Source organism: Clostridium bowmanii, assembly GCF_018861315.1.
GTDB lineage: Bacteria > Bacillota > Clostridia > Clostridiales > Clostridiaceae > Clostridium_AD > Clostridium_AD bowmanii.
On record NZ_JAHLDL010000005.1, the window covers coordinates 167,551 to 185,782 of the forward strand.

Genomic DNA, 18,232 nt, shown 5'->3' on the forward strand with positions numbered 1-18,232 from the left:
GTGGAATGGTTATAAGAATAGGGGGCATAAGTATGAATTTCAATAAAAAATACATAATTCTGGGGTTGGCAATTCTAGTATTATGCTGGACTTTAAATATTGCTTATTATCAAAATAAAGTTATTAAAGAGCCTTTATTTATAAATCATTATTATGATATACCAAAAGGTATGAATAGTTTTGATATATATTATATTAAAGATCTAAGTTCACAAAGAGAAATAACAAGTGTCATATTTCCTGAACTAGGAACGCAAAGCATGAATTTTACTGATACCGATGTTAATAGTGATAAGCGATATTACATGTTGAAAAACATAAGAATTGACATTTTAAATGGAAGTGATTCTGATATACCAGAGGAATATAAGAATAAGGTCATTACTAAAGCCATTATTGAATTTTCAGATGGGAAAACCATGAATGTAAATTTGGGTAAGATATATTTGTTTAGCGATGAGCTTCTGGCAAGAGCTTTTAAATTTTATAGCGCCTCATCATCCAGTGATAATACGGGCAGCTCTAATCTTATAGCGGATAAAGATTTAAAAGTTACGGGAATAGATGGTAGGTTTAATGAAGAGGTAAAAGATATACTAGAAATTAAAGTTAATAATAAATTACTTTCTGAAGTTAAGTTTCCTTTATATTTAAAAAAAGGTGAAATACTTTATATAAACTATGGGTTCAATTTTAATGAAAATCTTATAAAGCAAAATAATGCTTATAGTTTTCCTTTGAATGTTCTAACAGAAGATTTATCCGGTAATTTAGGAAGTACTCCTTGTTTTTTTAATATGCACATGCAGTCGCCAAAGTATTTTGATATAGATGCATTGAAAAATATTGGAGGTGAAGAGTAAAAATGTATGCTAAAGGGTATAAACGATTATCTTGGGCTATGGTTTTTATTAGTTTTAATGTAAACATTATAAATATACTGCCAGATTTCATAGGATATATTTTTATTTATTCTAGTTTGTGTATTTTATCATCACAGCATAAATTATATGAAAAAGGAAAAATACCTGTTGTGATATTAATATTACTTACATTAAATGACATATGGAATGACCCCAGTAGCAATGTTATAACAGGTGAGGTTTATAATGTGGGATTACTCACATTGATAATTGCCTCCATAGCTATAATAATTAAAATTTATCTAATATGTATTTTATGCATGGGAGTATATGAGCTTTGTAAAGAACGAGGGTTAAATGAACTTATGGAGAGCTCAAGGGTTTCAATGAAATTTTACTTGATTATATCTTTAATATATTTGGCCTGTGCTCCATTCTCAATAAATCTATATTCAAATGTTAGAATTGTTTTTTTGATTATTGTAGGAATTATTCAAATGTGTGCAGGTATTTCTGTTGCTTTAGTGTTTAAAAAATGTAAGGGAGTTTTGATATAAAAAGTATTTAAAAGAATTACTCACAAGATAAGTGAGTAATTCTTTTATTATAATAATACTAAAAAAGTTTTATGATTTCTCTAATACTATTATAAAATTAAAGTAAAACCAAGCATATAGAAGATATTAACATTATAATGGCTAAACAGGTTAAATTTAATAAAATAAGAAAGAATAGAAAGGTTGAACAACAGTTATAGATGTTATAGTATATGTATAACAACCATAACAGTAATGATCCTTTTTTTCAATAAGAAGGGGGAGTGGTAATGGTACTTTAAGTCGTAAAGTATAGAAAAAATATTTATTTTCTTTATGCAATATTTTTTCATGCTCTACTAGATAGTCCTTTGGGGATTTTGATGCATTTTGGAGTAAATACTGTATTTATTGAGGTTTATGTTATGATTATGGCTTTTATATCTATAATAACAAGTTTTAAATTTAGAAATAAATTTAAAACTGAGGAAAAGTTACGATCATCTGAAAAATAAATAAATAATAAGGGGGAAATATGATGAAAGATTCATTTAAAAAATTATTTGTAATTTTATGTTCAGTGCTTGTTATGGCTTCAATACTTACTGGGTGCAACAAAAAATTAGCAGAAAAAGATGTAGAATATGCAGCACCATTAACTGAGAATATTCTTCAGGCAGTGGGAAAAGGTGATTATGCACAATTTTCTAAAGACTTTAGTGATGAGTTAAAAAAAGGTATTCCAGAGGAAAGTTTTAAAACACTTTGCACTTCTTTTAGTGATAAAATAGGAAAGTATGAGTCTAAGAAATTTACTGCAGCAGCTGAAACTAAAAAAGACGGAAAGATATTTAAAACTGTAATATACACTGCAAAATACTCTAAGGAAAAAAAAGATGTTCAGGTTACTGCTAGTTTTACAGAAAATGATGGCAAAATACTTGTAGAAGGCATATTTTTTAAATCTCCTAATCTTGTAAAATAAACTAAAGACAGGTGATATTAATGATTATAAAAATAGATTTTGAAGGTGAAATACCAATATATGTTCAATTAAAAAAACAAATAATTCTTGGATTGGCAAAAGGTGAGCTTTCACGGGGTGAAAGCTTACCTTCAGTCCGTCAAATGGCAGAGGATATTGGTATTAACATGCATACCGTAAATAAAACATATAATGAATTAAAAGCGGAGGGTTTTATTTCAATAGATAGAAGAAAAGGTGCCGTAGTAAACAGTACAAGTACACTACTTACAGATGAATATCATGAACAACTGACGGAAGAGGTAGAGTTTATAATTGCAGAGGCCTATTGCAGAGGAATTACTGAAGAAGAATTTATAAAGATCACAAGAACTGCTTTTAAACAATATTCAAATAGATGAGGTGAAACAAGATGATTAATAATACTGTTAATTTTATTTTGAATTTCTGCATTTTTATTGTAATTTTTGCATTTCAAATTATTAAACCAAAAATCACAAGAAAAGAAATATATTTTGGAATAAGAGTACCAGAAAATGAGAGGGATAGTGCACTTTTAAAAAAAGTGTATAAGAACTATATCGTACTTAACACTGCTGTTTTTGCAATTTTAATAATAATAATGTATATTTTTCTTAACTATTATGCATCTATTGAGTATACTGTATTAATTTTATTATATTTGTTATTTACACTAATAATTTATATCTTTAGTAATAAAAAAGTATTAATAATAAAAAAACAGATTGTTACAATCGACACTAGTTTTTCTAAAGATAAAGGTACAAAAACTTTAGTGTCTCCTTGGTGGTTTTTAGTTCCTGTATTAATTATCTCAATTACATTTTATATAGGTTTTAAATATTATAAGTTATTACCTGAGATAGTACCAACTCATTGGGACTTTGCTGGTGAAATAAATGGAAATATGATGAAATCTTCAAAAATTATCTATGCAATGCCAAAATTTCAGATAGTTATCTTTATTATTTCTTTTGTTTCATATAAGATAATTGGGTGGGGAAAACAACAGCTAAATACTTCAAATCCAGAACAATCAAAACAGAAAAATAAAAGATTTAGATATATATGGTCTGGTTATATGGTTTTCGCTGCAACCATTATGAATTTATTGTTTCTTTATGCAAACTTAATCATATTTCAAGTTGCACAATTTTCAACTAAATTAATGATAATTATGCTAATTATAATCATTGGGATTCTTGTGGGTGTTTCTATTGCCTTATCAATACTCACAGGACAAGGAGGAAGCAGACTGAAAATTAAAGATAATATGACAACTCATGGTAAGATGTTAGATCGAAATGATGATAAGTACTGGAGATTTGGAATTTTTTATATAAATAAGGAAGATCCAACAATTTTTATAGAAAAAAGATTTGGTGTTGGGTGGACAGTTAATTTAGGGAGAGCGGTAGGTATATTATTAGGTAGTGGCGTTGTAATAGCAGTATTAATGCTACCATATATATTGAATTAATTAGGTGTAATAATATAATAATTCTTATAATATCAATAAAACAATCAGTTTTTGTGGTATGATGTAAGGTATGAAGATTTTTTATTTAAGAGGAGGAATTATTAATGGATTCAATCCCAGACCCTGCGCCCAATAATATTATGGCGCAATTTATACTAATTGGTATTTTAATACTGGTCAATGCATTCTTTGCATCAGCAGAAATGGCAATAGTATCATTGAACAAAAATAAAATTAAGCAGCTTGCTGAGGAAGGTAATAGAAAAGCACAGATATTATCAAAACTTATTGAGGAGCCAACAAAATTTTTATCAACTATTCAAATTGTAATTACAGTTGTTGGATTTTTTGCTATTGCTTCTGCTGCTACGGATATATCTAATAGTTTTGCTGGAGTTTTAAATAGTTTAAACGTACCTTATAGTAAGCGAATAGCTTTAGCTTTAATAATAATTGGATTAACTTATGGAATGCTTGTGTTTGGTGAATTGTTTCCAAAGCGCATAGCACAGCAAAAGTCAGAAGCTATTGCAATGTTTTCAGTAGTACCTATTCTTTATATATCTAAATTAGTTGTCCCTTTTGCATGGTTACTTTCAGCATCTACTAATTTTTTAGTTAAGATTACTGGTCTTAGCAATAAAAAAATAGAAGAAGAAATATCAAAGGAAGAAATAAAATCACTGATAGAAGTGGGACAAGAACGCGGTACTATAAATGAAACTGCAAAAAAGATGATAAATAATATTATCGAATTTGATGATAAATCAGCTACAGAAGTTATGACTCCAAGAACCGAAGTGTTCTTGATTGATATAAATGATCCTGTTGTGCAATTTTTAGACGAGCTATTAGATGGAAAGTATTCTAGAGTGCCAGTATATGACGGTGATGTGGATAACATCATAGGAGTACTTCACATGAAAGATTTTATAATAGAGGCTCGTACAAATGGTTTTGAAAATGTAAATATTAAGAATATATTACACTCTCCTTACTTTGTTTATGAAAGCAAAAATATAGATGAATTATTTAGAGAACTAAAGAAAACTAAAAATCATATGGCTGTACTTATAGATGAATACGGTGGATTTACAGGGGTAGTTACTACTAAAGATCTTATAGAAGAAGTTATGGGAAATATTGAGGATGAATATGATTATGACGAACCTGATATAAGAAAAGTTGATAACAACACTTATATAGTGGATGGACTACTTTCAATAGATGAATTAAATGATAATCTAGACTTGAATTTAGTGTCAGAAAATTACAATACAATAGGCGGATTTTTAGTTAGTCTGTTGGGGTGTATTCCAAAGAAAAATGAAAACAAAACTATTCAATATGGTGATGTAACATTTAAAATAGAGGAAGTTAAAGAAAGAAGAATAGGAAAGATTAAGATATGCATATAAATGATGTTCTGCTTTTAAAAGCAGAGCATTTTTATTTATACATTGGTACAGTTATTGCTTATAAAACAAGTGTATTTGAAATTCATTGTAGTTTTTAAGTTCTCTTTTTAAAAGGTTTGGAGTATCGAGCTTATAAGGACAGTGATTTTTACAGTGCCCACATTCTATACAATTATTTATAAGCTCCATCTTTTCTTTAAAGCTATCCTCTAAGAAGCCTTCATAAGGAGCTCTTCTAAAAAGAAGAGATATTCTGGCACATGTAGGAATTTCAATTCCAGCAGGGCAAGGAAGACAATAGCCACAAGTACGACAGAAATCTCCAGAAAGCTCAGCACGATCCTTGCTAATAATGGACCACATAGACTTGTCTAGTGGTGGTGGATTTTTTTCAAGAGAAATAAATTGGTCTAACTCGGTCTCTCTTTGTATCCCCCATATAGGTACAACATTATCAAATTGTCTTAGAAATGAAAAGGCCGAGGCAGCATTAGTTATTAGACCACCAGAAAGTGCCTTCATTGCAATAAGGCCCACATTTTTTTTTTGCATTCCTCAATTAATCTTAAATCAATATCCGCAGATAGTGAACTTAAGGGAAATTGAACAGTGTCATATAGCCCTGAAGCGGCTGCATCCATTGCGTTTTTTATTTTGTGATTTGTAATTCCTATAAAACGAACAAGTCCTTTTTTCTTAGCTTCCCGAAGACCAGCATAGAGACCTTCTGGATCTTCGGGATCGGGAAGAATATCTGGGTTATGTAACTGAAGGATATCTACATAATCGGTTTTCAAATTTTTAAGACTTATTTGCAAATGTTCAAGTAGTGTTTTTCTATCCTTTGCATGGGCAGTGCCCCAAAACCGCTTCTTGTTACCGTTAAATTTGTTCTTCCTAATTGTATTTTATCCATTTGCACACCTCCATATTTTTATATCTACAGTTTTTCATAGGTAGTTCTGCGACATTTAGGGCATAAAGGTAAAAATTCAGAATCTAGCTCTAAATGAACGATTTCTCCACAAGTAGTACATTTGTAATCGCCTTTTCCAGGCTTTTGTCCTGTAGTATTCAATCTTATCACTTCCTTTTTATATATGTATTCAATATTATTTTGTAATTATATTGTTAGAATTTAAGGGCATAAGTCAAACGTTATACTAAGAGTACAAAACTTTGATAATAATAGCAATTTTTTATAAGTAATTTAATTTGATTTATAGGCAAGTTGATGTTTAATGGGACAAACTTAAATACTAATAAAAGTTATGATTAAAATCTTTATAATTTGGCCATGTTTAAGAAGAGTTTAAAATTTCAAGGTATAATATGTAAGACTAATTTATATAATATTAAGTCACAGGAATATAGGAGGAAAAAATGTTCGGTACAAACCATAATAGTAGAAATAAGATATTTAAAACTGTATATGATCCCACTAATTCCATAACAGTACGTTGCAAAATGATTGAAAATGCGAAAACAGGAATAAATTATTTGATTAATATCAAGGATTATACTGGCGGGCTCACATTATTATTGGATAAGGATGGAAATGCTATGTTTTCACAAATGAAATTGTAATATTCTTATATTTTCATAGTCTATTTACTAATAGTTTTTTATATTTCTATTGTTAAATATATGTAAACATTAACATATAATTGCTTTTTATTCAATTATATGTGTTATTGTTCTAACATAGATAATAAACACTTGTAAATGTTTACTATCTATTATGAAAATACTATGGTATATAATAAACTTATTATGATATAATAAATAAAAATAGTAAAGAAGGGGGAGTGTAAGTTGAATTATGACTTAATAAATTTAATTCAGTTAATGTTTTTAGTGATATTAGTTGCTAGCATATTCTCTTATACTGTATACTCCTGTAAAAATCTTAGGCAGAAAACTGAAGGAAACATTACAAGAAATGTTTTAATTCGGTGGCTTGGATTTATAAAAAAGTTACTTCCTGAGGATTATATAACTTATGAAAAATATGGTATATGGATATATTTAGAGCGATTTAAAATTGAAATGATGTTTTAGCCAAAATTATTCGAAGGAGGATAAAAATGAACATCATTTTTGATTTTTTAAGTCTTTTATTAAATTCAATTTTTAGTTTTACTGGGGATTGGGGACTAGCAATAGTTTTACTTACTGTAGGTGTGAGATTAGTACTTTCACCGATGTCTTTTAAACAAAAAAAATCTATGCAACAGCAGCAAAAGCTTTCTGTAAAAATGCAAGAAATTAAGGAAAAATATAAAGATAATAAAATTAGACTTGAAGAAGAGGTTAAAAAACATTCTGTTGAAAGTGCAAAAGGCATGCTAGGATGTTTAGTAACATTGATTCAACTGCCTATATTAATGACTATGTGGAGTGTGTTTAATAAAATTCCTGTAGATGTGGGAACATATCTTATACCTTGGGTGTCTAGTATTAAAATTTCAGACAGTTATTTTATAATTCCACTGATATATGTACTTGCATCGTTAACTCCAAGTTTACTTTCATATGTAACTTTCTTCAAAATTGAAGGGCAGGCTACTATGAGCAAAAGTAATATTGTAATAATGGCTGTGGTTGGCTTATTTGTTGCTAAAGCAGCGCCAATTGCAGTGGGTATATATTTAATAACCACAAGTGTATTTAACTTTTTAGAAGAGCTTATTTTTAGAATATATATGAAAAATCTCAAAACTCAAAATTAATAAATATTAGAAAAAAAATCCTGCTATCGCATTTTGGTAGCAGGATTTTTAATATCTTATTGGAAAATGAATTGTTAATTACTTATTAATTGAACCCTATTGGGTAACTGTTTGAACTTTTAATAAATTAGTTGTTCCAGCTATTCCTACTGGACCTCCAGCTGTTATTACAACAACATCTCCTTGTTTAACTAATTTAATGGATAAAGCTTTTTCAACTCCAATTTCAAACATTTCTTCAACATTTAATGCTTCTTTAACTAGTAATGGAACTACCCCCCAGGAAATACATAGCTGTCTTTGAACTCTTGGATTTGATGTAGTTGCTATTATGGGACAATATGCCCTAAATCTAGAAATCATTTTAGCGGTTTGGCCAGATTCAGTTGCAGAAATTATTGCAGCTGCTTTTAACTGAAGAGCAATGGCACAAGTAGCATAGCTTATAGCATTAGTAACATTCTCCACCATGTTAAATTGCATTGCAGCGAGTTTACTGCCATAATCAATAGATTTTTCTGCCATTTGAGCAATTCTAACCATAGTTTTTACACTTTCAATAGGATATTTACCAATAGCACTTTCACCTGAAAGCATAATTGCACTGGTTCCATCATATACAGCATTTGCTACATCGCTAGCTTCAGCTCTTGTAGGCCTTGGATTTTTAATCATTGAATCTAGCATTTGAGTTGCAGTTATTACTGGTTTACCACTTTTATAGCATTTTTTGATTATCATTTTTTGAACAATTGGAACTTCCTCTGTAGGTATTTCTACACCTAAATCTCCTCTAGCCACCATAATGCCATCTGAAACGTTTAGTATCTCATCAAAATTGTTTACACCTTCTCTGTTTTCAATCTTTGAAATTACCATTATATCCTGACCGCCATATTTTTTTAATATATCTCTGACTTCAATTACATTTGAAGCCTTTCTTACAAAAGAGCAGGCTATAAAATCAAATTCATTATCTATAGCAAACCTTATATCTTCAATATCTTGATCTGTTATTGCAGGTAAATGGGTGTCTGTTTCAGGAATATTGACTCCCTTATTATTACTTATGGCTCCACCATTTAATATTTTGCAATGGATGTCCTTGCCTACAACATTTTGTACTTCTATTGCTACAAGTCCATCATTTATTAATATTTTTGTACCAACCTTAACATCTTCATATAGTTGCTTGTGGGAAATAGTTGATCTAGCTTCCGTTCCTAAGATATTTTCATTTACAAGTACAAACTCATTGTTCTCTTTTAATATTACTTCACCTTTCTCAAATTTACCTAATCTAATTTCCGGTCCTTTAGTATCAAGTAATAATGGAACGGGGATGTTTAACTTTTCTCTGATTTTTTTTACTCTATCCACTCTTATTTTTTGTTCCTCGTGAGTACCATGAGAAAAATTTAATCTTGCTACATCCATACCTCCAAGGATGAGTTGTTCTAATAAATTATCATCATCTACTGCAGGTCCTAAGGTACATATTGTTTTTGTCATTCTCATTGTTTATTAACTCCTTTCATTGAGTTATCATCAGAAAAGTGATGATTTACACAAACGTTTACTGTAATTATAGTTATACTAATTATAACATAAATTCAAGTATAAGGCGGAGATAATGACATAAAAGTATATTCTGATAAGGCAAAGTTAGCCAGCTATGAAAATTGTAAGGAAACGACTATAATATAATTAAAGATATATAATAAAGAAAGGAAGAACCTCATGTTTGAAGAAATATATAAGAATATTATAAAAAATCTTAAAAGTTATAAAAACAAAACTATTGATATAGAAAAACTACTTTTCTTTTCTCATGATAATGAAAGCAAAGTGAATTATATTAGGGTATCTCAATATAAGTTATTTGAAAATGTTATCAGTAAATTATGTATTGACAGTAAACTAAAGTCTCGTGGAAAAGTAAAAAAAGGGAATCGAATTCACTGTAAATTTGATGTTATAGATAATATTAGTAATAAGGAAACGGATAATAAAATCATCCTTGAGATAAGTAAGCTAAATTTAAAAAATCTTGATTATTATTTTAGGAATCAGGATAAATATAAAAAACATAAGAAGTATTTGCAAAAGCTTAATGACTATTATATTCAGAAAGATAGGCCACACCTCACCTCGAATGAATTATCTTTTAAGTTGTTTAATGATGAAAAATTTTTCGAAAATCCTAAGAGTAAGATAAATTTAGGACTTGAAATTTTGTTGAATCTTAAAATGAAATATGAGGATTTTAATTGCTATAAAACACAGGAACCATTTTTTTATCAGGTGAAAGCGAGCTTTTTTCAAAAGGAAAGCAGAGAAATTCTAATTATTGAAAACAAAGATACCTATTCCACATTAAAAAACAAAAAAATCTGTGAGGTATTCGATATGATTATATATGGAGAAGGAAAAAAGATTATAAGTTCTTTTGACCTCGCAAAGGAGTATGGTATAAATTTCAGGGACAGTATTAAATACTTTGGGGACATAGATAGTGAGGGTTTTTTAATATACAAGCTCTTTAAAGAAAAATTCGCAAGTTACAATATAAAGTTTTGCAGTTCTTTATATTCAATACTTTTAGATAATTTTAATATTGACGTCCTTCCAAGGCTTAGAAATTTTTTGAGGGATGAGGATGTTAATATCGGTTTAAATCAAGGAGAAGATATACAAAATATGAATAGCATTGATCTTTCCAGATATTACACCATAGAACCTAATGTATTAAGCTGTGCTATAGAAGTAGTTAATTTAGAATTTGAAAATTATTATTCAAATAAGCTTATTGAGATATTAAATAGTAAGAAGTATATACCCCAGGAAGCAGTTGCATTAATAGATATAGATTAGGAGTTGGTGAATTTTGAATAGTGAATTCAATTATATTGATGAGATAATGAGTGAGCATAATGAAAGGATGCAAAATCTTAAAAAATATTATCCGTTTTTTAAGATTAGGGATGTATCTTTAGATTCATTTAAGGATGGCATATATAACTATATTGACATGGGTTACATTGTGATAGCAACATTAAGGCTATTTATAGAAGAAAACAATTTTAATGACATAGGGGTATCCTTTGAACAGTATTCTCAGTTTACCACTGAAATTTTAAAACGGGATTACAATTTGTACCTAGATGAAAAAGAAAACATGCAACTTGTAAATTACATTTTCGATAAAATTATAAATGATGGAAAGCCTTTTTCCTATAATTACTTTGATCCTGTGGAAAAGCAAAGGATGTCTTCTAGAATCAAATTAATTGAATCCAAAATAGAGGATAATACCATCAGTTATTACATAACCTCGCAGGCAATTGAGTTTTACCTTGATACAAAGGAAATAAAAGATGAGAGCAAAATAAGCATTCAACAGATACTGCTGTCGAAAATGATCGAGTCAAAGAATTTTAAAGGCGGTATTGAAGTTGTAAAAAGAATTAATAATGAAGTTAGCAAACTAATTAAGCGGAAGAATGAGATTTTGAATATTTTGAGTTATAACGTTTTTGAAGGGATAAAAGCATCAGATGAACTTTTTAGAAATAATATGAAGTGGTTTGATGAGGAGCAGAGCCTCTTTGATAAAAATAAGAGGTTAATAGAACTAGCCCTTGAAAGAATTGAGGAAAATGCTAGTAGTAGTACAGAAGAGGATTTCTTGAAAAATAGAGAATATATTTACAATCTAGAAACTGAGATTAAACGAGCGATTTCAAAGCATAGTGAGCTTTTAAACTCTTCTACTGACCTTAAGATAAAATCAGATGAAATAATTAAGAAGGTTACGTTAAATAAACTTAGAATGTCTTTTGACTTCAAAGCTATCTATGACAAGACTTTACTTTTAGATAATGTTGAGCTACTAGCATACCTTATGAATCCATTGTTAAAGATAAAGTTTAACAAGACTTTTAATTTGAAAAATACAGATGAGCTATTAACCTATAGACCTAATAATGAAGAAGATATAGAAGAAGTTACCGTAAGTGAGGAAATAGAATATACCTCCCTTGATGATGTAGAAGATGAAAGAATAGCTCAGAATTTCATAATACTTATGAAGCTATTAATGAAGTGTCTTTTGGAGAAGGGTGAGTTTTCCCTTCGAGAGTTTAATGAGTATTTAGTAGACGTGTTTAAAGGGGATATATTGAAAAATGGTGATTATTATTCCTTTATACTCCATATTGCACAAAAGAATTATTATGATATGGCCAAACTTATAGAAGATGAAAAAACTATATTCGATAAAATAATTATTGACATATTAACACCTGAAAACCGCAATGAGTTTAAAGGACTTAAATTTAAAGTAATACCAATACCAGAGGATGTAATAGAAATATCATCTTTATTTAAAATTACCAATATAAAATTTGAAAGGGTTGAATAAATTGGATAACTGGAATATGGAGAAAGCCCTTGAGCTGTTTTCAAAGCTTATTACAGGGGAGAGTGTAAGTGCGAAAGACAATACAGACCTATACGAAGAATATAATTCAAATATGGAAATGTATAATATATTTGGTAGCATGATTGATAAACTTAATTTAACACTATATCAACATAAGGAAGCTTTATACATTACCGCTGGAGAAAAGAATAAGGTTTTTGGCTATACTAATGAAGAATTAAGGAAGATGCTAGGACTTAAGGTCAATAAAGAATTATATACGTGCTATTTTATTATTTATAATATCATTACATTGTTTTATAAGGATTCCTCAAGTTACACCTTTCAAGAATATATAAAAATTGAGGATGTATTGCGGAGTGTTGATGGCTCACTTTCTAGTATCATTAGTAAATTAGATGTAATAGCAAAAAATGAACTTGAGGAGAATAGTTTTAATGCCATAGCTGTTTTATGGGAGGAGCTTCCTTTAACGCACAGCAATGAGTTAGTAGTAAATACTAGAGCATATAAAGGTTCAAAGCTTGGATATATAAAAATTGTCTTTAATTTTCTAAAGGATCAGAACCTTTTTATTGAGGTAGAAGAACGTTATTATGCTAATGATAGATTTAAAGCATTGATAGAAAATTACTTTGAAGATTTTAGAGGCAGGCTCTATGAAATCATGTCAGAAGGAGGGCTCAATTAATGCCGCAAATAAATAGGGTAAGAGTAAATAATGTTAAATATAATAATGGGACTCAAACATATGATGACTTCAAAATGGAATTTTCATGTAGCAATACACTTTATGACCTTGCAAACGGTGGGGGTAAAAGCCTTCTAATGTTATTGCTCCTGCAAAACCTTATACCAAATTGTCATCTAGATGAGAAGCAACCAATAGAAAAGCTCTTTAGAGGCAAAGAATCTAGTAATGTGATTCACTCACTAATCGAGTGGCAATTAGATGATGGAGATAAATCTGGTTATAAGTATATGGTAACAGGTTTTTGCGCTAGAAAAGGTACAGATACTTCTGGAAGTAGTGAAAATAAAAAGGATACTGCACCATTCGATTATTTTAACTACTGTATGTTTTATAATACTTATAATGAAAATGATATAAATAATTTATCCTTGCAAGATAATAAAGAAAGAGTAACCTATAATGGCCTAAAAAAACAATTAAGAGCGCTTCAAAGTGATAACTCTTTTATTGTTACTTCCGACATCTTTGAAGACCGAAAGGGAGAATATCAAAGGTTTATTAGTGAGCATGGTTTATATGAGAGCGAATGGGAAATTATTAGGGGAATAAATAAGACTGAGGGTCATGTGAGAGGTTATTTTGAGCAAAACTATAGGACCTCAAGAAAGATCGTCGAGGATTTACTTATAGAAAAAATTATTCAAAAGGCTTTTATGGCTAAAACTAATAAGTTGAATGACGAGGAGGATATGGCAAAAACTCTTTTGGATATAAAGGATAAAATAATAGAGTTATCTAAAAAGAAAAGCGAAATCTCGAAATTTGATAGGCAATCAGATGTTGCTTTGGATTTTGTAAACAAGACCAATACACTCCTTAATGTATATGAAGATAAAGATAAAATAGAAGATGCTATTGTGAAAACCTTTAATACGGTGCAAAGCAATATAGAAAGCAAATACGAAGAGAAAAATTCACTAGAAGGAGAAATAGAAAGTATAAACAAAGAAAATATGGAAATAGAAAAGAACATCCAAACTATAAAGCTACAGATTATGAAAAATAAGCTAAGTAAAATACAAGAGGAACTTGAAACTTCAGATAACAAATTTAAAAGTGCAAAGTTTAAGGCTGATAGAATAGACAATGAGATTAACCTTAGAGAAGCGAAAAATTATTTTGTGGATTTTGTAGACAGTAAAAACAAATATTCTGAAATAAATCAGTTGATGCAGAATATTTTTAAAGCCAATGAAACAATAGCCGCGGAATTAAAAATACTAGCTTATAATAAAAAAATTAGAGATGAGATTGTTCTTAAAGATTTAAATAATAAGCTTAGTGAATCTTTGAGTAAAGTTACTGACCTTTCAAGTAAGATAATGGAATCTACAAAGACTGAAAGAGATATTGATAATAATATAGCTATCTGTAAAAGTAATATAGTACAATCAAAGGATAAGCTTAAATCGCTGAAAAAGGTAGGTATCACTCTTAGAAATCAGTTGGATATTATGATTTTAGGTGATATAGATAGTGATATTGCGAGTTTTGAAGTAGATAGAGCTGATACTTCTCAAAAATTGAAAAACAATAAGTCCCTATTTGATCATGTGAAGGATCAAATGAGTAATTATAAAATTGATAGTGCTAAACGTGATGAAAAGATAACCTCCATAGAAGGCAAAATTACCGAGTATAATGATTTAACTACTCAGTATGATATAGATAAAATTAAGACTTATAAATTAATAGAAGTTTATGGAGCCAGTGATGTTTTATCTTTAAGTAATGGTCTAGATATTAAATATAAAGAGCTCCTTAAAATAATACTCGGGCAAGAGGAAAAATTACAACAGTCTTTAGATTATTATACTCAATTAGATCAAGATAAACCTATGCCTACAACTAGAGAAATATTAAAAGTTAAAGAATATATTAATAAGAACTACAATGAGGACGGTATCTTAGGCATAGAATTTCTCCAAGGTCGCTCTGCACTAGAAAAAGAAAACCTTTTAAGTAAAATACCTTTTCTACCTTACTGCGTTATTGTAACTTACAATTTTAATAAGCTTCTTAAAGATGAAAAATTTAAGGACTGCGATTTTGGAAATTATGCTATTCCAATTATTAATTTAGAGGCTATTAAAGATAAACTTAATTTCAATGTTAATGGTTTGACCTTTGCTATAAAAGATAAATCAAACTTTATAAATTCAGAGAAAATCAAAGAAGAAAAAGATAAAATTGAAAGTCAGATAGTAGATATAAGAAATAACCTAGAGCTTCTAAAAAGAAATGAAGAAACACTAAAAATAGACAGTACATATATTAAAGAATTTCAGTTTTCTTATGATAACAAAATAGAAGTAATTAGAGATAATTGTGGTAAATTAAAATCAGATAAAAATTCATTGGAAAATGAAAGAATTGCATGCATTAAAGCATTAGATGGTCTTGACCTCAAGATAAAAAACATAAACTTAGAAAATACAAGTTTACAAAATAAGTTAGCTACTTTAGATGAAAATTTAAAGACCGTTAAAGAATTGAAGGCTAATTTGGATAACTTAAATCTTGAAGAAAAGGCACTTCATGATTTTATAGAAAACTTAAAATTAATAAATCTAAAACATATTGAAATTGAAAACCTAATGATTTTGGAGAAAACTCAACAGGCTAGTGAGCTTGAGATAAAACGATCCTTAGAAATGAAAAGAGATTTAATAAAAGCTGACTGGAATGATATGTATAAAACATATTATAATGAGGACCAATATGAAGAATTGTGCATAAGTGATGATGAACTAGAAGCAAAATTTCGCGGGCTCAAAGATGCATTAGAAGAAAAAAGTTCGGATATAAAAGACAAAGAGAAACTATTAAATAATTACCAAAGCAATATGGATAAGAATGAAAAAGAAGCTGGTAATAGAGGATATTCTATAGATAAGCTTTATGAGCTTAAAAATAGAAATGAGATTTCACTAACTGCAGAAGAAGAATTGTGGAAATTAAGAGAAGAATTAAAAAAGCTTAAAAATCAGGTTGAAGATCTTCGAAAAGATGTGGATAGATGTAGACTGGGTAAAAATGGTATAGAGGCAAAGATTGAACTATTAGAAGAGGATTTCTCAAATGATTTTGGAAAATATGTAGCTATTGAAATTGAAGTGTTTAAACTTAAACAATTTCAAGAGGACAATATTAAAAAGAGAGAAGTGCTTGCTTTGAAAAAAAATGAACTTTTAAAGTTACAAAGTAGCAGCGATAAAGCAATTGAAAAATTAAAGGCTATGATAGCTAATATAGAGGTAATCTTAAGGTCTAGTAATATTTCTAAGGATAAGGCATTGGGCATCTTAGGGCACATAGAAAATATTAAAACTTATTATGGAATTTTAGAAAAAGACTATGACAAAGTTTGTAAAAAGGCAAAAGATAGTAAAGCAAGTTTTGAAAGTAATAAAGAAAAAAATATAAAAATTCTTAATGATATAGGGGCTTTTGAGCTAGCAGAAGAATTTTCACGGAGCATCAATGTTCCAAATATGATTAGTGAATGCAGAATACTAATAGAAAACCTAGAGAATATTAAGGAACTTATATCCCTTCAAAAAGGAAAAATAGAAAATGATATTAAGGACATGGAACAAATTAAAGAAAACTTTCAGAATCAATGCCTCCAACGTTGTAGAGATGTAAAAACAGAGCTTGACAGGCTTCCTCGTTTATCAAGATTAAACTTGAATAATGAGATAATACAAATGGTTAGTTTACAACTACCTTATGTCAGAGAGGATGAGCAAAAGTTCCACATGTCACAATATATTGAAGAAACAATAAAAAATGTAGATAATATGGATGATACTATAGAAAAAATTAAATATATTAAAAATCAACTAGCCCTTAAAAGACTTTTTTCTGTCATCGTAACAGACATGAATAAAATAGTTTTAAAGCTATATAAAAGAGAGCAGATAGCGCAGCAAAGCAAAACCTTAGAATATGAGGAAGCTGTTGGTAGTACAGGTCAGTCACAAGGAATATATATTCAATTTTTAATATCCATCATCAATTACATTAAAAATATAAATTCCTTCAATGCTGATAATAATAAATTAAGAAAAACAATATTTGTAGATAACCCTTTTGGAGCAGCTAAAGACATATACATTTGGGAGCCTATATTTGAGTTTTTAAAAACCAATAATGTTCAGCTAATTGTGCCGACTCGTGGTGCAACACCCGCTATCTCTGGAAGGTTTGATGTGAACTATATACTAGGCCAAAAACTTATGGGAAATAAGCAACAGACAGTAGTAATGGAAGTAAGAAGTCAGGTTTCAGTGGAGCAAGTTGAATTTAGAAAAATAGCACATGAGCAGCTGGGATTAAATTTATCCTAACTCAAAGGACTGTTTTTAGGGTATAATAAATTAGTAAAAGAATAAACCATACTTTGAAAATATTCATTGGGAATATTAATTTATAAGTTAGAAGTAAAAAGTCTAATAAAAATGTAAAAAATGTAATGCATATAAAAAATAAAGAAGAGGGTGGTAAAACATATGAAAAATGAAATGAGCAAAAACATGGAAATAATGAAAAAAGTCATCGACCAGAAAAAAGAAAAATCTTCAAAGCAGAAAAATACTAAGAGACCAGCAATTTACGGAACACAAAGCGCAGGAGCAGGTAACATTAAATAGTCTTTAATGTTAGTAGAAAAGTTAGGATGTTGCAAAATGATTTTTGAAAATCATTTTGCAACGTCCTATTTTTTTTAGAAACTCACGTTATAATAGTAAATTTGACAAACATCACTGTGAATTACATTATTCATTCAAAGAGGTTTCTTTTGCAAAAGGAACCTCTTTTGCTATGCTAAACAAAAATCCTATTAGAGCTTATACTCCGCACAATATATTATAAAATCCCTATATTTAATTTTAGGGTATTTTCTACTTGTATTTTCAACAATACTACAAACTTTTAACAAATTATTTAACTTAAATATCTATAATTATTTTTTATTCTAGAAAATGAATTATTA

At 29.0% G+C, this 18,232-nt stretch carries 16 protein-coding genes and 1 pseudogene; 14 read left to right on the forward strand and 3 right to left on the reverse strand.

Features of this window, described 5'->3' with window-relative positions; translation table 11 throughout:
- Positions 1–32 precede the first annotated feature (32 nt).
- The 6 genes from KPL51_RS05245 to KPL51_RS05270 all read left to right on the forward strand — a co-directional run bounded on the left by KPL51_RS05245 (position 33) and on the right by KPL51_RS05270 (position 5,303).
- Positions 33–863: a hypothetical protein gene (locus KPL51_RS05245; protein WP_216158168.1), complete on the forward strand. Its 831-nt coding sequence runs from the start codon at positions 33–35 to the stop codon at positions 861–863.
- A 2-nt stretch (positions 864–865) separates the two neighbouring features.
- Positions 866–1,420, forward strand: coding sequence for a hypothetical protein (locus tag KPL51_RS05250; protein ID WP_216158170.1), 555 nt, complete (start codon positions 866–868; stop codon positions 1,418–1,420).
- Between the two features lie 517 nt (positions 1,421–1,937).
- Positions 1,938–2,384 carry a DUF3887 domain-containing protein gene (locus tag KPL51_RS05255; RefSeq protein ID WP_216158172.1) on the forward strand — a complete coding sequence of 149 codons (447 nt, stop codon included), beginning with the start codon at positions 1,938–1,940 and terminating at the stop codon, positions 2,382–2,384.
- A gap of 20 nt (positions 2,385–2,404) precedes the next feature.
- Positions 2,405–2,785 carry a GntR family transcriptional regulator gene (locus KPL51_RS05260; protein ID WP_216158174.1) on the forward strand — a complete coding sequence of 127 codons (381 nt, stop codon included), beginning with the start codon at positions 2,405–2,407 and terminating at the stop codon, positions 2,783–2,785.
- 11 nt (positions 2,786–2,796) lie between these two features.
- Positions 2,797–3,885, forward strand: a complete 1,089-nt coding sequence (locus tag KPL51_RS05265) for a DUF1648 domain-containing protein (RefSeq protein WP_216158176.1) — start codon at positions 2,797–2,799, stop codon at positions 3,883–3,885.
- Positions 3,886–3,989: 104 nt separating this feature from the next.
- Positions 3,990–5,303 (forward strand): hemolysin family protein, encoded by a 1,314-nt coding sequence (locus tag KPL51_RS05270; RefSeq protein ID WP_216158178.1) that lies wholly within the window; start codon positions 3,990–3,992, stop codon positions 5,301–5,303.
- A 51-nt stretch (positions 5,304–5,354) separates the two neighbouring features.
- On the opposite strand, the pseudogene KPL51_RS05275 reads toward KPL51_RS05270, so the two are convergent.
- Positions 5,355–6,219 (reverse strand): annotated as a pseudogene (locus KPL51_RS05275) (aldo/keto reductase).
- A gap of 24 nt (positions 6,220–6,243) precedes the next feature.
- Positions 6,244–6,381 carry a zinc ribbon-containing protein gene (locus KPL51_RS05280; protein WP_216158180.1) on the reverse strand — a complete coding sequence of 46 codons (138 nt, stop codon included), beginning with the start codon at positions 6,379–6,381 and terminating at the stop codon, positions 6,244–6,246.
- A gap of 305 nt (positions 6,382–6,686) precedes the next feature.
- Here KPL51_RS05280 and KPL51_RS05285 point away from each other — a divergent pair, with 305 nt between their 5' ends.
- The 3 genes from KPL51_RS05285 to KPL51_RS05295 all read left to right on the forward strand — a co-directional run bounded on the left by KPL51_RS05285 (position 6,687) and on the right by KPL51_RS05295 (position 8,035).
- Complete coding sequence (locus tag KPL51_RS05285) at positions 6,687–6,890, forward strand: DUF6440 family protein (RefSeq protein ID WP_216158182.1); 204 nt, start codon at positions 6,687–6,689, stop codon at positions 6,888–6,890.
- 228 nt (positions 6,891–7,118) lie between these two features.
- Entirely contained in the window at positions 7,119–7,364 is a 246-nt protein-coding gene (locus KPL51_RS05290; protein WP_216158184.1) for a hypothetical protein, read from the forward strand.
- A 26-nt stretch (positions 7,365–7,390) separates the two neighbouring features.
- Entirely contained in the window at positions 7,391–8,035 is a 645-nt protein-coding gene (locus KPL51_RS05295) for a YidC/Oxa1 family membrane protein insertase (RefSeq protein ID WP_216158186.1), read from the forward strand.
- 96 nt (positions 8,036–8,131) lie between these two features.
- On the opposite strand, the gene pyk is transcribed toward KPL51_RS05295, so the two are convergent.
- Entirely contained in the window at positions 8,132–9,553 is a 1,422-nt protein-coding gene (gene pyk, locus KPL51_RS05300; protein WP_216158188.1) for a pyruvate kinase, read from the reverse strand.
- A 222-nt stretch (positions 9,554–9,775) separates the two neighbouring features.
- Between pyk and KPL51_RS05305 the strand changes: the two genes are divergently transcribed.
- The 5 genes from KPL51_RS05305 (at position 9,776) to KPL51_RS05325 (ending at position 17,888) form a co-directional block, all read left to right on the forward strand.
- Complete coding sequence (locus tag KPL51_RS05305) at positions 9,776–10,909, forward strand: Wadjet anti-phage system protein JetD domain-containing protein (RefSeq protein WP_216158190.1); 1,134 nt, start codon at positions 9,776–9,778, stop codon at positions 10,907–10,909.
- Positions 10,910–10,922: 13 nt separating this feature from the next.
- The gene (locus KPL51_RS05310; protein WP_216158192.1) at positions 10,923–12,458 is read left to right on the forward strand and encodes an Elf4 domain-containing protein; all 1,536 of its coding nucleotides are present in this window, start codon (positions 10,923–10,925) and stop codon (positions 12,456–12,458) included.
- A 1-nt stretch (position 12,459) separates the two neighbouring features.
- Positions 12,460–13,170, forward strand: coding sequence for a DUF6063 family protein (locus KPL51_RS05315; protein ID WP_216158194.1), 711 nt, complete (start codon positions 12,460–12,462; stop codon positions 13,168–13,170).
- Positions 13,170–17,585: a rhoptry family protein gene (locus KPL51_RS05320; protein ID WP_216158196.1), complete on the forward strand. Its 4,416-nt coding sequence runs from the start codon at positions 13,170–13,172 to the stop codon at positions 17,583–17,585. Before KPL51_RS05315 ends, KPL51_RS05320 begins: the two co-directional genes overlap by 1 nt.
- A gap of 162 nt (positions 17,586–17,747) precedes the next feature.
- Positions 17,748–17,888 carry a hypothetical protein gene (locus tag KPL51_RS05325; protein ID WP_216158198.1) on the forward strand — a complete coding sequence of 47 codons (141 nt, stop codon included), beginning with the start codon at positions 17,748–17,750 and terminating at the stop codon, positions 17,886–17,888.
- The last annotated feature ends 344 nt before the right edge of the window (positions 17,889–18,232 follow it).